This window comes from Meiothermus sp. QL-1, from assembly GCF_003351145.1.
Classification (GTDB): Bacteria; Deinococcota; Deinococci; order Deinococcales; family Thermaceae; genus Meiothermus.
The window spans coordinates 214,305-228,846 of the sequence record NZ_QQSV01000003.1 but is presented as its reverse complement, the minus strand read 5'-3'; the positions used below and the strand labels follow the sequence as shown (position 1 = coordinate 228,846).

13 protein-coding genes are annotated in these 14,542 nt (G+C 66.1%); 7 read left to right on the top strand and 6 right to left on the bottom strand.

Going from position 1 to position 14,542, the window contains the following annotated elements:
• Window positions 1-3 precede the first annotated feature (3 nt).
• Window positions 4-927, top strand: a complete 924-nt coding sequence (locus DV704_RS05845) for a GTP-binding protein (RefSeq protein ID WP_114798626.1) — start codon at window positions 4-6, stop codon at window positions 925-927.
• Here DV704_RS05845 and galE read toward each other — a convergent pair.
• Window positions 918-1,922 (bottom strand): UDP-glucose 4-epimerase GalE, encoded by a 1,005-nt coding sequence (gene galE / locus DV704_RS05840; protein WP_114798625.1) that lies wholly within the window; start codon window positions 1,920-1,922, stop codon window positions 918-920. The genes DV704_RS05845 and galE overlap by 10 nt on opposite strands.
• 32 nt (window positions 1,923-1,954) lie before the next feature.
• Between galE and DV704_RS05835 the strand changes: the two genes are divergently transcribed.
• The 6 genes from DV704_RS05835 (at window position 1,955) to DV704_RS05810 (ending at window position 10,224) form a co-directional block, all read left to right on the top strand.
• Window positions 1,955-3,166 carry a CaiB/BaiF CoA-transferase family protein gene (locus DV704_RS05835; protein ID WP_114798624.1) on the top strand — a complete coding sequence of 404 codons (1,212 nt, stop codon included), beginning with the start codon at window positions 1,955-1,957 and terminating at the stop codon, window positions 3,164-3,166.
• A 38-nt stretch (window positions 3,167-3,204) separates the two neighbouring features.
• Window positions 3,205-5,520: a penicillin acylase family protein gene (locus DV704_RS05830; RefSeq protein WP_114798623.1), complete on the top strand. Its 2,316-nt coding sequence runs from the start codon at window positions 3,205-3,207 to the stop codon at window positions 5,518-5,520.
• Window positions 5,517-6,656: an FAD-binding oxidoreductase gene (locus DV704_RS05825; RefSeq protein WP_114798622.1), complete on the top strand. Its 1,140-nt coding sequence runs from the start codon at window positions 5,517-5,519 to the stop codon at window positions 6,654-6,656. Before DV704_RS05830 ends, DV704_RS05825 begins: the two co-directional genes overlap by 4 nt.
• 376 nt (window positions 6,657-7,032) lie before the next feature.
• Complete coding sequence (locus DV704_RS05820) at window positions 7,033-7,773, top strand: ABC transporter ATP-binding protein (RefSeq protein ID WP_114798621.1); 741 nt, start codon at window positions 7,033-7,035, stop codon at window positions 7,771-7,773.
• Complete coding sequence (locus tag DV704_RS05815; RefSeq protein WP_114798620.1) at window positions 7,770-8,945, top strand: ABC transporter permease; 1,176 nt, start codon at window positions 7,770-7,772, stop codon at window positions 8,943-8,945. The genes DV704_RS05820 and DV704_RS05815 overlap by 4 nt, the downstream gene beginning before the upstream one ends.
• 103 nt (window positions 8,946-9,048) lie before the next feature.
• Complete coding sequence (locus DV704_RS05810; protein WP_114798619.1) at window positions 9,049-10,224, top strand: ABC transporter permease; 1,176 nt, start codon at window positions 9,049-9,051, stop codon at window positions 10,222-10,224.
• 82 nt (window positions 10,225-10,306) lie between these two features.
• On the opposite strand, the gene mqnC is transcribed toward DV704_RS05810, so the two are convergent.
• The 5 genes from mqnC to dxr are packed head-to-tail and all read right to left on the bottom strand — an operon-like array spanning window position 10,307 to window position 14,506.
• Window positions 10,307-11,440 carry a cyclic dehypoxanthinyl futalosine synthase gene (gene mqnC / locus DV704_RS05805; protein ID WP_114798618.1) on the bottom strand — a complete coding sequence of 378 codons (1,134 nt, stop codon included), beginning with the start codon at window positions 11,438-11,440 and terminating at the stop codon, window positions 10,307-10,309.
• 44 nt (window positions 11,441-11,484) lie between these two features.
• On the bottom strand, window positions 11,485-11,682 hold the full coding sequence (locus tag DV704_RS05800; RefSeq protein ID WP_114798617.1) for a hypothetical protein: 198 nt from the start codon (window positions 11,680-11,682) through the stop codon (window positions 11,485-11,487).
• Between the two features lie 42 nt (window positions 11,683-11,724).
• Complete coding sequence (locus tag DV704_RS05795; RefSeq protein WP_114798616.1) at window positions 11,725-12,357, bottom strand: glycosyltransferase family 2 protein; 633 nt, start codon at window positions 12,355-12,357, stop codon at window positions 11,725-11,727.
• Window positions 12,358-12,368: 11 nt separating this feature from the next.
• Complete coding sequence (locus tag DV704_RS05790) at window positions 12,369-13,382, bottom strand: RIP metalloprotease (protein ID WP_114798615.1); 1,014 nt, start codon at window positions 13,380-13,382, stop codon at window positions 12,369-12,371.
• Window positions 13,379-14,506: a 1-deoxy-D-xylulose-5-phosphate reductoisomerase gene (dxr, locus tag DV704_RS05785; RefSeq protein ID WP_114798614.1), complete on the bottom strand. Its 1,128-nt coding sequence runs from the start codon at window positions 14,504-14,506 to the stop codon at window positions 13,379-13,381. Before dxr ends, DV704_RS05790 begins: the two co-directional genes overlap by 4 nt.
• Between the last annotated feature and the right edge of the window lie 36 nt (window positions 14,507-14,542).

Below are 14,542 nucleotides of genomic sequence, written 5' to 3'. Positions count from 1 at the left end.
GCTATGCAAGGGCGCATCCCGGTAAGCATCGTGGGTGGCTTCCTGGGGGCAGGCAAGACCACCTTGGTCAACCACCTAATCCAAAAGGGCGGGCGGCGCTTCGGGGTCGTCGTCAACGAGTTCGGGGAAACCGGCATCGACGCCTCCCTCATCGAAAACGTGGACACCGACGGCATCGCCGAGCTCACCAACGGCTGCCTCTGCTGCGTGGGGCGGGAAGACCTGGTCTCGGCCCTCTTCAAGCTCCTGGGGCGCAGACCCGAGCACATCCTGATCGAGCTCTCCGGGCTGGCCGACCCGGTGCCGGTGGCCCAGGCCGTGCTCGACCCCTTCGCCCGCCCTCACTTCGAACTGGACGGCATCATCGGGGTGGCCGACGCCCGCAACCTGGCGCGCACCCTGCAAGACAACCCCGAAGGCGCAGTACAGCTCGCCTACGCGAGCGTGGTGGTGCTCAACAAGACCGACCTCGCCCCCCCCGAGGCCCTAACCGAGGCCGAGGCCCTGCTCCGCCAGACCAACCCCCTGGCCCCCCTCTACCCCGCCGTCCGCGGCCAGGTGCCCCCCGAAAGGCTGCTCGGCCTCAGGGCCTTTGCCCTCGACTGGCAGCCCAAGGCCCACCCCCACCACCACACCCCGGGCCTGCAGACCTTCACCCTCCGGGCCGAGGGGCTTCTGGAGCGGCCCAAGGTCAATGCCTTCATCGACCAGTACCTGATCGCCCGGCCCAACGCGGTCTACCGGGCCAAGGGTTACCTGAGCGTCAGGGGCTTTGCGCAGCAGGTTCTCTTCCAGTCGGTGCGAGAGATATTCAGCCTGGAGATGTCCAAACGCCCCGCCGAGGCCCCTTCTGAGCTGGTGGTCATCGGGCGCAACCTGGACCCGGGCGAGTACGAGGCCGCCTTCCAGGCCCTGCGTCAGGCGTAGCCCAGCACCGCCCTGCGCTTCTCCCCCCAGGCGAGCGCGCTGGCGATGCCCTCCTCGATTGAGCGTTCAGCCCTCCAGCCCAACAATTCCCAGGCCCGCTCGGCGCTGGCATAGGCCCCGGCCACATCGCCGGGGCGGGGGGGGGCCTCCCGCTTGGGGATGGGCCGGCCGTAGACCCGCTCAAAAGCCGCCAGGAGCTCCTTGACCGTCACCCCCCGGCCGGTGCCCAGGTTGATGACCCCGTAGGGCCGGCCCAGCCGGGCCAGCACCTCGTCGAAGCGCTCCACCGCCCGCACGTGGGCCAGGGCCAGGTCCCAGACGTGGATGTAGTCGCGAATACCCGAGCCGTCGCGGGTGGGCCAGTCCACCCCGGTGATTACAAAGGCCTCCCGCTTGCCCAGCGCCACATCCACCAACCGTCCCAGAACATGGCTGGGCTCGCGCACGTGAACCCCACTGCGCAGCTTGGGGTCGGCCCCGATGGGGTTGAAGTAGCGCAGGGCAATCGCGCGAAGGCTGGTGGCCCGGCAGAGGTCCTCCAGCACCAGCTCCATCATGTACTTGGTGCGGGCGTAGGGGGAGCTGGGGCCCAGGGGGGAGTCCTCCGTGACCAAAAAGCCCGGTGCTGGGGCGTAGACCGAGGCCGAGGAGCTGAAGATGACCCGGCGGCAACCAAGGGCCTCCAGGTTTTTGAAGAGCTCGAGGCTCTTGCAGACGTTCTCGCGATAGTAGAGGTAGGGCTCCTCCACCGACTCCGGCACCACCACCCGTGCTGCGCAGTGGATGGTGCTGTGAATATCAGGGTGCTCCGCAAAGATGCGCGCCAGCAGCGCTCCGTCGGCGATATCCCCCTGGTAGAAGACCTTGCCCTGGGTGAAGGCTTTATGCCCGGTCACGAGGGAGTCGAGCAGGATGGGGGTGTGGCCATGGTCGAGGAGGGCATTGGCCACGGTGCTGCCGATGTAGCCCGCTCCTCCGGTGACGAGTACCTTCATACCGCACGATTCTACCCCTTAGGATTGGGGCGATGGGCGCGCTGGATGGCGTCAAGGTCCTTGACCTCTCCCGGGTGCTGGCCGGGCCCTACTGCACCCAGATGCTGGCTGACCTGGGGGCCAGGGTCTGGAAGGTGGAGCCCCTGTGGGGCGATGAGACCCGCGGCTGGGGCCCCCCTTTCGTACCCGCGGGCCCGGAGGGCCGGGGCGAGAGCGCCTACTTTTTGTCCTGCAACCGGGGCAAGCAGAGCCTGGCGATAAACCTCAAAGACCCCAGGGGCCAGCAGATTGTGCGGGCGCTGGCCCAGCGGGCCGACGTGCTGGTGGAGAACTTCAAGACCGGCGACCTGGCCCGCTACGGGCTCGACTACCCCAGCCTGGCCCGGCTCAACCCCGGGCTCATCTATCTCTCCATCACCGGCTATGGCCACACCGGCCCCCGCGCGGCCGAGCCCGGCTACGACGTGGCCATCCAGGGGCTTTGTGGCATCATGTCGGTTACCGGTGAACCCGAGGGGCCCCCCATGCGCGTGCCGGTGGCCTGGATCGACCTGATGACCGGGATGCAGGGGGCCGTGGCTGTGCTGGCGGCCCTTTGGGAGCGGGCGCGAAGCGGCCTGGGGCAGCACATCGACCTGGCCCTCTTCGATGTGGGGCTGGCGGCCATGGTCAACCTGGCCCAGAGCTACCTGGTCACCGGTGCGCTGCCCCCCCGGCTGGGCAACGCCCACCCCCAAATCGTGCCCTACGGGGCCTTCCAGGCGGCGGACGGGTGGTTCATGCTGACCATCGGCAACGACGAGCAGTACCGGCGGGCCTGCATGGCGCTGGAGCGGCCCGAGCTTTGGGAGGACCCGCGCTTCCAGACCAACGCCGGCCGCGTCCAGCACCGCGCGGCGCTGCTACCCGAGCTGGAGGCCCTCTTCCGCACCCGGCCCAGGCAGGCATGGCTCGAGCGCCTGCGAAAAGCCGGCGTCCCGGCCACCCCGGTCCACAACCTGGCCGAGGCCCTGGCCGACCCCCAGGCCCAGGCCCGGGGCATGGTGTGGCACCTCGAGCACCCCACATTGGGCCGGCTTCCCCTGCTGGGCTCTCCTCTGGCCCACCTCTCCCGCACACCTGCCGAGCCCCAGGCCCCCCCGCCCCTCCTGGGCCAGCACACCGAGGCGGTGCTCAAAGAGGTGCTGGGCCTGGAAGCGAAGGAGGTGGAAGCGCTCCGGGCGGCGGGGGTCATAGGGGGCTAGCCAGGCCGGCCGAAATTTGAAAGAATCGCCTCCAGAGCATGCGCAGACTGGGGTGGTTGCTCCTCTTGCTCGCCGCCTGCGCACCGGTGCAGGTGCGGAGCGTACCGGGCCTGGCCGCACCGGTAGAGGTCACCTTCGACCAGTGGGGGGTGCCGCACATCCGGGCCCAGACCGACCTGGACGTGTTCTTCGCCCAAGGCTACCTGCACGCCCGCGACCGGCTTTTCCAGATGGAGCTGGGCCGTCGGGCCGCCCAGGGCCGGCTGTCCGAGGTGCTGGGGGCAGCAACCGTAGAGCAGGACCGCTTCTTCCGCACTCTGGGCCTCCACCGCGCAGCCGTGGCCTCGCTGCCCTACCAAAGCGACTTCGCCCGCCGGGTGCTGGAGGCCTACGCGGCCGGGGTCAACCAGTTCATCCGGGAGGGCGACCTACCCCTGCCCTTCCGCCTCCTGGGCTTTACCCCTGAGCCCTGGACCCCCGCCGACAGCCTGGCCTGGGGCAAGCTCCAGGCCTACGACCTGGGCCAGTGCTGGCAGGACGAGGTGGACAACCTGTACCTTCTGGAGCGGCTGGGTCCATCCGGTTTCGAAGAGCTGCGCAGCTACCCTGCCGAGGGGCCCACCGTGCTCCAGGCCCAGGACCTGCCCAGCCGCGCGGCATCCCCCCCGCCGGCAATCTCGCCCGGCTTGCTGGAGGCGATGCAGCAGGTGGTGGCGCTATCGGAGCGGCTCATCCTGGCCCCGCGCCACCCCGAGCAGGGCTCCAACAACTGGGTCCTGAGCGGGGCCCGCACCACCACCGGCCGACCCCTGCTGGCCAACGACCCCCACCTGCGGCTGCAGAACCCCTCGCTTTGGTATCTTGTGGACCTGCAGGGGCCTGGTTACCGGGCCATCGGGGCCAGCATCCCCGGGCTGCCCGGGGTCATCCTGGGGCACAACCACCGGGTGGCCTGGGGGGCCACCAACGTGCGCCCCGACGTAATGGACCTCTTTGTGCTGGAGCTCGAGGGCGAGGCCTACCGCACCCGGCTGGGGCTGGTGCCCCTGCGAAAGCGCCAGGAGGTCATTCGGGTCCGGGGCGCGCCGGACGTGGTCTTCACCGTGCGGGAAAGCGAGTACGGCCCCCTTATCTCCGACCTGGGGGCCTTCCTGCGCTCGGGCCTTACCCCAGGACGCCCCCTGGGGGAAAACCAGGCCGCGGCGCTGCGCTGGACCGGCCTGGACCCCGACGACACCACCTTTGAGGCCTACCTGGGCATGAACCTCGCCCAAAACGCCCAGGCCTTTCGCGAGGCCCTCAGGGCCTACGTGGCCCCCATGCAGAGCTTTGTTTATGCCGATGTGGAAGGGAAAATCGGCTACTTCGCCCCGGGGCGCGTACCCCTGCGCGACTGGGACGGCCGCTTCCCGGCCAGCGGCTTCCGCCACTACTGGCAGGGCTACCTGCCCTTCGAGCGCCTGCCGCAGGTGGTAAACCCTAAGGAGGGCTTTGTCGCCAGCGCCAACAACCGGGTGCTGCCCCATGGGGGGCCTGACATCTCCACCTACACCACCGAGGTCTTCCGCGCCCAGCGCATCCGCGAGCTCATCCTGGCCCAGCCCAGGGCCAGCCTGGCCGATATGGCGCGCTGGCAGCTCGACACCTACTCCCTGATTGCGCGCGAGCTGGTGCCCGGGCTGCTGGCCCTAGAGCCCCAGAGCGAGGCGGCCAGGCGCCTGCAGGAAGCGGTGCGAGGCTGGGACCTGCGGGCCGAGCTGGACTCGGTGGGGGCCACGGCCTTCGCCTTCTACTACCGCGAGATAGCCCGCATGCTCGAGGACGAGCTGGGCCTGCGCTATCCTCCCGTTCCCTACCTATTCGTCAAAACCCTGCGTGAGGAGGGGCGCTGGTGCCAGAACCCCAAGGCAGGCATCCGAAGCTGCGCCGAGTTCAAGGCCCAGGCCCTGGAACGGGCCGGGGCGGAACTCGAGCAGAGGCTGGGCCCCGACCCCACCCAGTGGGCCTGGGGCCGGCTGCACCGGGCCCAGATTACCTCCCCCCTGGCCTCGGCCCCCCTCATCGGCCCCCTCTACCAGCGCACCCTTCCCACCCCCGGGGCGATTCACACCGTAAACGTGGCCAACTACGACCAGAACACCTTCCTGCACACCTCGGGGGCCTCGCTTAGAACCCTTTTCGACCTTTCGGACCTGGACAACAGCCAGGCCATCTACCCCATGGGGCAGTCCGCCGACCCCTTCAGCCCCCACTACGACGACCTTCTCCCTCTGTGGCGGGACGGTCGGTACATCCCCTTGAGCAGCCGCCCAAGCGACTGGGGGCGCACCTGGAGGCTGGAGCTGCGACCATGAGGCCCGTCTACGAGGCGCTGGTGGTGGGGGCGGGCATCATAGGGGCCGCCTGCGCCTACCGCCTGGCCGAGCGGGGGCTCAGGGTAGGCATCCTCGAGCGGGCCCCGGCCCCCGCCATGGGCTCCACCGGCAGAAGCGCCGCCGGGGTGCGGGTGCAGTTCAGCGAGGAGGTCAACGTGCTGCTGTCCTGGTACTCCATCCGGGAATACCAGGCCATGCCCGAGGCCAGCTACCGGCCCATCGGGTACCTGTTCTTGGTGCCGGAAGGCCGATGGGATGCCCATCTGGAGGCAGTGGAGCGGCAGAAAAGCCTGGGGGTCCCGGTGAGGGTGCTGGGGCTGGAGGAGGTCCGCCGGAGGCTTGAATTCCTACCCCAGGCCCCGGGGCTGGAACCCATCGCCGGGGCCACCTTCGGCCCTGCCGACGGCATCGTCGACCCCCATGGCATCTGCCTGGCGTACCTGCGCCGCGCCCGGGCGCTCGGCGCGGAACTGCACACCCAGACCGAGCTGCGCGCAGCCTGGCGGGAGGGGGATGGGTGGCGGGTGAAGACGGAGCAGGGGGAGCTTTGGACCCGGTTCTTGCTGAACGCTGCGGGGGCCTGGGCCGGGGAGGTGGGGCGCAGGGCTGGGCTTTTAATCCCGGTCGAGCCGGCGCGGCGCATGGTCTTCTGCACCGCTCCCCTGGAGGACCTGCCCCCCTACCCCCTGACCATCGACCTTTCAAGCGGCTTCTGGTTCCGCTCCGAGCACAACCGGCTGATATTTGGCCGCAGCAACCCCGCCGATGTGGGCTTCCGGGAGGGCATGGACTGGGGCTGGCTCGAGCCCACCCTGGAAGCCGGCCTGGCCCGCTTCCCCTGGCTCGAGCAGCTCCAGCTCGACCCAAAAGCCAGTTGGTGGGGCTACTACGAGGTCACCCCCGACCACAACCCCATTCTGGGCCGGATGCCCGGGGTGGAGGGCTGGTTCAACGCCTGCGGCTTCTCCGGCCACGGGGTGCAGCAGGCCGCCATGGTGGGCCGGCTGATGGCCGAGGAAATTGCCGATGGAGAGGCGCACAGCCTGGACATCAACCCACTTCGCTACGAGCGTTTTGCCCGGGCCCAAAAGCTGGGGGAGAAAAACATCGTCTGAAGGTTCCTTGCGCTACCGGCCCCTGCCAACTCACCTTGCGCGCACCCTTGGCTTTGCCAGGTGAGCCGCGCATGACCTGGTTCCCTGAGACGCCGACCCGCATTCATAGCATGAATCGCGCTTTTGGGCCTTCGGGTTGCCGATTCGTTCGAAGGAGCGTGCACTCACGCAAACCATAAGCCCTAAAAACCCGACCAACCAGGCCACCCCAAAACCCAACCAAACCCGCCCCGGTGCCGCCGGTTCTGCTCCTGATAGGGGTGGTGTTGGTTCCTTTGGGTCTGTGGGTCCTTCACACCGCCGAAGCCTGGGCCAAGCGCAACGGACAGGGCAATTCGCACCAACCCTGGGCGGCTTCAGGGGTAGTCTTAGGCGGATGATAGAAGCCATAGAGCTGCAGAAAAGCTACAGGAAATTCCAAGCCGTCTGCGGAGTTTCCTTCACGGTGCAGCCCGGCGAGGTCTATGGCCTGCTGGGGCCCAACGGCGCGGGCAAAACCACCACCTTGCGGATGCTGGCGACGCTCTTGCGGCCCACAGGCGGAAGTGCCCGGGTGGCAGGTTTCGACGTGAAGCGGCAATCGCTGGAAGTGCGGCGCAACCTGGGCATCGTGAACGGCGGCATGAGGGTCTACGACAAACTCACCGGCTATGAGGTACTGGAGTTCTTTGGCGGCTTCTACGACCTGTGGGGCCCCAGGCTAAGAGAGCGAATCGGCTGGGCCGCCGAACTCCTGCAGCTCGACGAGGCGGTGCTCAAAAAGCAGGTGCGGCATATGTCCACCGGCATGCAGCAAAAGCTGGTAATCGCCCGGGCCATTCTGCACCAGCCGCAGGTGTTGCTGCTGGATGAAGCAACCGCAGGTCTGGACGTGTTTGCCCGCAGGGCTTTGCTGGATTTTGTCAAGCAGTACGCCGAGCTGGGGAAAACCCTGCTTTACTCCACCCACGTGATGAGCGAGGCCGAAGAGGTCTGCCACCGGGTGGGGTTCATCAACCGAGGGCGGCTGGTCTACGAGGGGCGCCTTTCGGAGGCCCTCGAGCTGGGCGGAGGAAACCTGGAGCGGGCCTTCATAAATCGGCTCAAGGAGACTGGACTGGCCCCGGAGGCAGCATGAACGAGGCCCTGGCCATTGCCCGCAAGGAACTTCTAAGCGTGGTGCGCGAGCGCCGGGTGCTCTTCACCACCCTGGTTCTGCCCATTCTGGTCATGCCCCTTTTGGTGTTTGGCCCTGTTCTGCTGTTTGGCAATGTAGCCCAACAAACCCAGCAGAGCGTGCAGAAAGTGGGGGTAGTGGGGGTTCCGGCGGAAGTGCTGGAAGAACTCCGGAAGGCCAAGGTGGAGCCCGTGGAGGTTGCCAACCCCCAGGAGGCGGTACAGAACCGCGAGGTCGAGGCAGCGCTGGTCTTCCAGAACGGCACCTATACCCTCTACGGCCGGCTTTCTGGCGGGGCGACCCAGAGTGCCTTGGTGGTGGAGAAAGTCCAGGGTGCCCTTAGGGCCTACAAAGACCGACTCGTGGCCGATCGCCTGCGGGCGAGGGGAATCGGGACGGAGCTGCTCGAGCCCTTCCGGCTCGAGACCAAAGACGCCTCCCGGGCGCAGGAGCAGGCCGCGGGGCTTTTTGCGTTTCTCATTCCCTATTTCCTGGTTCTGTTCATCCAGATGGGCGGCATGCCGGTGGCGGTGGATGCCACGGCAGGCGAGAAGGAAAAGGGCACCCTCGAGGCCCTCCTGGCGGCCCCCGTGCCCCTTGGCCAGATTCTTTTGGGCAAAGGGCTGGCGGTGTTCGTGATGTCGCTCCTCTCCACCCTTGCGGCCATTGCCGGGCTTTTGCTGGGTGGGGGTGTGCTGCGCGACCGTTTTCAGGCGGTGCAGAACGGAGAGAGGCTGGCCCAGCTAGGCGGTGGCCTGGCCCTCGACCCGCTGGGCTATCTGTCCATGATGGTCACCGCGGTTTTGTTTGCCCTGCTGATTATCGCCATCATGATCTCGCTGGGCCTGTATGCCCGCAGTTTTAAGGAAGCCCAAAGCTACATGAGCCCCCTGATGCTGGTAATGATTATTCCCATCTTGTTTCTTCAGTTCTCCGATTTCCTCAAGCTGCAAGACTGGTACTTTACCCTGCCTTTCGTCAACGTCGTGCTGGCCCTGGACGCGATTGTCAAGGGTTCGGCCACCGCCGCCCAGCTTGGCCTCACCTGGGTTTCCACCCTGGTTTTTGCCGCACTGGCCCTGTACCTGGCCTACCGCAATTTCCAGCGTGAGGATGTGGTCTTCCGCAACTAGGGCTAGGTGGGTTGCTTCCGCAGCACGGGCTTGGTCAACCAGCACATCAAGAGGGCGTTTGTTCTGGTAGAACTTTGACGCTGCCTGCTGAGGCCCTAAAGCTATGAAGCATGTCCTAAAAATCGCCTGGAAAGAACTGGTCTGCTACCTGCGCGAGGAGCGCATCCTAGGGTTGCTCTTGCTGCCCCTGTTGATTATGCCCCTGCTCATGTACGCCCCGTACTGGGTTCTGGCGCGTTTGCAACAGCAGTCCGCGGCCAGGGTGCATCTGGTAGCTGTGAAAGAGGTTCCGCCGGAGTTGCTGCGCGAGCTCGAGCAGAAGGGCTTGCGAACGATTCCGGTGCCGGACCCCCGCGAGGCCGTGCGACAGCGCAGGGCCGATGTGGGTTTGGAGTTCGCAAAGGGAACCTTTATCGTCTACGATCGGACCAGCCCTGTCAGCACACAAGAATCCGTGGCGAACCTCCGCCTGAAAGAGGTATTGCAGCAGGTTCGACAACGGCAGGTCGAGCAGCAGCTTGCCGCCAAGGGGCTCAGCCAGGCCAGCCTCGAGCCCTTCCGGCTGGTAACCCAAAAAGCCGCCAGCCAGCAAGAGCAGGCCTTGGGTTTGCTGGCGCTGGTCTTGCCCGTCTTCATACTGCTGGCTGTACTGGGGGCGGGGCAACATGTGGCGCTGGATGCCACCGTAGGCGAGAAGCAAATGGGCACCATAGAAGCTTTGTTATCCGCGCCCATAGAGCCTTGGAAGCTTCTGCTGGGCAAGGGGTTGGCAGTGCTGGGGGCGGCGTTCTTCTCGGCCATTTCGGTATTTGTGGGTACGGCCATCGGAAGTTGGGCGTCCAGCAGAGGTTTACTGGCGCAAGATAATCCTTTTGCCGCACCTACCTTGCCCACGGGCTCACTCGCTTTGTCGCTCCCTACCCTTGGGGGCCTATTTCTTACGGGGGTACTGTTCGCGGTTTTTGCGGTGGGACTGGTCTTATCTGTTGGTATTTTTGCGCGCAGCTACCGCGAGGCCAGCGCGTACCTATCACCGCTGGACTTGCTCGTCATGGCGCCCATGCTGGTATTTGCTTTTGGCGAGTACTTTCAGCCGCAAATCTGGCACTATGCTTTGCCCGGGCTGGGCGTGGTGATGGCCCTCGAGGGTCTGGTAAAGGACAGCATCGGTTTGCCAGCGCTCTTGACCACCTGGCTCACCACCCTGGGCTACACCTTCCTCACGGTATACGCGGCTTACTGGAGCTTCAGACGTGAGGACGCGGTATTCAGAAACTGATGGTGCTTTTCGAGAAAAGCCTTCGGAGCCCCTTTGATTTTCACGGGGCCCCTGGCATCCTTCGGGGAAGAAGGTACGTGAGCTAGGCCAAAGGCAAGGGCACGGCAGGCTTCTCGTTCAGAATAGCCTCCACATCGGGGTACTGCTTGATGTTGTAGTAAGGGTCGCGTTCGGCGGGGATAAAGCCTGCATCCACGATATGGCGCACCATCTGCCGCACCGTGGCGTGGGTGCGGTTGTGTCCGGCTGCCACGCTCACCACGTTTTCTTCCAGCATGGTGGAGCCAAAATCGTTGGCCCCGTAGTAAAGCGCCACCTGGGCCACCTTGAAGCCCAGGGTAGGCCAGCTCGCCTGAAGGTTGGGGATGTTGTCCAGAGCTATGCGAGCAATGGCAAGCTGGCGCAGATACTCGTGGGCGGTGGCCCCGGGGGCCTTGCCCCTTAGGCGGGTGTGCTCGGTTTGCAGGGTCCACATGGCAAAGGCGGCAAAGCCCTGGCCGTACTCGCGCAGGGCTTTGTCCTGCTGGGCCCTTATCTGCAAAAGGTGCTCCACCCGCTGCTCATGGGTCTCACCGAAGCCAATCACCATGGTGGCGATGGTGTACAGGCCAAGCCGCTGGGCGGTGTCCAGGATGCGGAACCAATCCCGGCTCCTGATGCGGGCCGGGGCGGCCTTGGCCCGCACCTCGTCCACCAGAATCTCGCCGCCAGCCCCCGGCAAACCGTCCAACCCCGCTGCTTTGAGCTCGGTCAGAAGAGCCTCGCAATCGCGCCCGGTAAGCCGCTCCAGGCCCAGGATTTCCTCGGGGCTGAAGGCGTCGATGCGCACCTCGGGGTAGTGGGCCTTGAGGTAACGCAGCAGCTCCAGATACCACTCGAAGGGCAGGTCGGGGTTCACCCCCCCCTGCATCAGAATCCGGCGCCCCCCGATTTGCATCAGCTCCTCCACCTTGCGGCCAATCTCCTCGAAGGAGAGCACGTAGGCATCGTGCTGGCGCCGGGTACGGTAGAAGGCGCAGAAATTGCAGGCTACGGTGCAGATGTTGGTGTAGTTGATATTCCGATCGATCAGGTAGGTGACCACCCGGGGGGGGGTGCGCCTGAGCCTGAGCTCGTGGGCCACCGCAGCCACTTCGGGCAGGGGAAGGTGGTAAAGCTCTAGCAGTTCGGAGGCGGATAGGCGTTCACCCGCTGCAGCGCGGCTCAGGACGTCCATGGGCCCATTCTACTCCGGCCATGGGAAGGCGATACCGGACCAAGCTATTCTTCCTCGTCCTCCTCCTCATCCTCGACCTCTACCTCGTCAATGTAGTAGTCCTCAATATCGCCGGCGTTGGCCACGGTCTTCCCGTTGCTTAAGAAGCGGAGGCCGCTTTCGTCAATCTCCAGGCTCAGGTCGTCCAGGTCGGTGTCGTCGGGGACGTTCACCTGCATCATCACCGCCACTTCAATCCGCATAAGCACCTCCGCCCCAAGCTAAGGGGAAATTGTCAGGGGGCCTCAAGCCCGGCTCTTACCCCCCAGGCGGTAGCGGAGGAGCTCGAGGTACATCCCAAGCCGCAAAACAAGCCCTCTCCAAAATCCCCGCTTCTGCTCTTTCATCACCTGGCTGGCCCCCTCGAGCGGCACATAGGCCCAGCGAACCTGGGTGCGGGCCAGATGGTCGGTGATGGCTGGCTCGGGCCAGCGCTGCTTGGTCAGGTTGGGCACGCTCCTGAGCCACTCGGTCCGGCAGGCCCGCTGGCCCGAGAGAAAAGGGGTGGCCCGGTTGCCAAAGTCGGTCATCAACCCCCCAGCCCTGAAAACCCCGATGGCCATCTCGAGCTCCCCCCTGCGCACCGGCTCTAACATTAGCCAAAGGTGCTCCGGTCTAAGCCCCACCAAATCGGCGTCGAGCAGCAGCAAATAGGGCGTCTCCACATGGGCCAGACCATGGGCCAGGGCCGCGCTCTTGCCCTGGTTCTCCGCCAGGCGCAGCACACGGGCTCCGGCTCGCTCAGCCGCCTGGGCGGTCTGGTCGGTGGAGCCGTCGTCCACCACCAGCACCGGCAAGCCCGCCGCCCGCGCCACCTGGACCACCGCTCCGATTCGGTCCGCCTCGTTGTAGGCCGGGATCAGCACCGTGGCGTCCATCCAGGGGCATTCTACCCGCCCATGAGATTGCGGATATCGTTGATGGTCACGAGGACGATCAGGAGAATGAGGAAGACGAACCCCCCGTAGACCAGGCGGGCCTCGAGCTCTGGCCCAATACGCCCCCCCGTGATGGCGTTGAGCAGGAGCACCAAAATCCGTCCCCCATCCAGCCCCGGAATGGGCAGCAGGTTGAAGACTGCAAGCGAGAGGTTGATGACCGCGAGCAGGCTCACCAAAGCGACCAACCCCTGCTGCGCCGCCTGGCCGGTGATGTTCACGATGCCTACCGGTCCCGCCACCCCCTGGGCCTGCTGCCCGGAGAGGATGCGGGCCAGACTACCCACCAGTTCCTGCACAAAGCGCGGCACCGCGCTCACCGTCTCGCTCACCGTGCGGGCAAAGGCGGGGAAGAAGCCAATCCGGGTATACCCCACCACCTCGGCGCGGTAGACGATGCCAAGCCGCGCCTCGCTGCCGTCCCAGGTAAAGCGCACCTCCACCTCCTGCCCATCCCGCATCACCCCGAAGACCTTCTCCCCGGGGCTGGCCCGGAAACGGGTGACCTCCTCGTAGGAGGTAAGCCTCTCACCGTTCAGGCTCAAAAGGCGGTCGCCCACCTGAAAACCGGCCCGCTCGGCCAGGCTCCCCGGCATCACCTCGGTGATAACGGCCTGGGTCTGGGGTACCCCCTGCACCGCGGCCAGCCCGGCCAGCACCCCCCAGGCCAGCAACAGGTTCATGAGCACCCCGGCCACCAGGATGAAGAACTTCCCCAGGTAGGAAAGCCGGGCATAGCCGTGGGTGTCCCCGGGCATCATGCCCTCGATCTCGGCGTAACCGCCCAAGGGAATGGCGTTGAGCCGCCAGGTGGTGCCCCAGCGGTCGAACTTGAGAAGGGTGGGGCCGAAACCCACCCCAAAGTTCCTGACCCCCACCCCCTGCAGCCGGGCCGCCAGGTAGTGCCCCAGCTCATGGACGAAGATGCTGATGGATATGATGATCAGAAACCAGACTAGGCTCATCCTCCCTCTCCATTCAAAAACTCCCGCGCCAGCCTGCGGGCCAAGCGATCGGCCTCTTCGATATTCTCCCAGCTTAGCGGGGCCCTCGGCGTCTTCTGCAACACTTTCTCCAACACCCTGGGAATCTCCAGATACCCGATAGCCCCCCCCAAAAAAGCCTCCACCGCCACTTCATCGGCGGCATTCAGAACCACCGGGGCCACCCCTCCCATCCGGCCGGCCTCGTAGGCCAGGGCCAGCGCGGGAAAGCGGCGGGTATCGGGGGGAAAGAACTCGAGCCGCTCTGCAATGGGGGCCTCGCGCAGGGGCGTGGGGGGCCGGGCGGGATAGGCGAGGGCGTACTGGATGGCCAGGCGCATGTCGGTGGGCCCGAGCTGGGCCTTGAGGTTGCCGTCCTGGAAGCGCACCATCGAGTGCACATAGGCCTGGGGATGGATGAGCACCCGCACCTTCTCGATGGGTACCTGGAAAAGCTGCACCGCCTCCAGCACCTCAAGGCCCTTGTTGAAAAGGGTGGAGGAGTCCACCGTCACCTTGGGCCCCATCTTCCAGCGGGGGTGCCTCAGGGCCATCTCGGGGGTCACCGAGGAAAGGTCGGCCGGCTCATGCAGGAAAGGCCCCCCCGAGGCGGTGAGGATGAGCTCCGCCACGTCCTCCCTGGGCTCGCCCACCAGGCTTTGAAAGAGGGCCGAGTGCTCCGAGTCCACCGGGATGATCTCGGCCCCGCTTCTGGCGGCCTCCTGCCAAAGAAGGGGCCCCGCTGCCACCATGCTCTCCTTGTTGGCCAAGGCCAGCCGGCGCCCTGCCCGCACCGCAGCCCGCACCCCCGGCAGGCCGGCCAGCCCCGGCACCGCGCCCACCACCACCTCCGCCGGCCAGGCGGCCACCTCCTCAGCCTCTGCCAGCCTCAGGCTTGGAAAGCGCTCCTTTAGCGCGGGCAGGATGGAGGCGTCCGCCGCCACCACTTCGGGATTGAACTCAGCAATCTGCTGGGACAAGAGCTCCAGGTTTCGACCGGCCAGAAGCCCCACCACCCGGTAGCCCCGCCAGCGGCAGACATCCAGGGTCTGGGTACCGATTGAGCCGGTGGAACCCAGCACCACCACGCGTTTGGCCTCGCTCATCCTGAAGAGTCTACCGCCCGACCGGCCAGCGGCTGT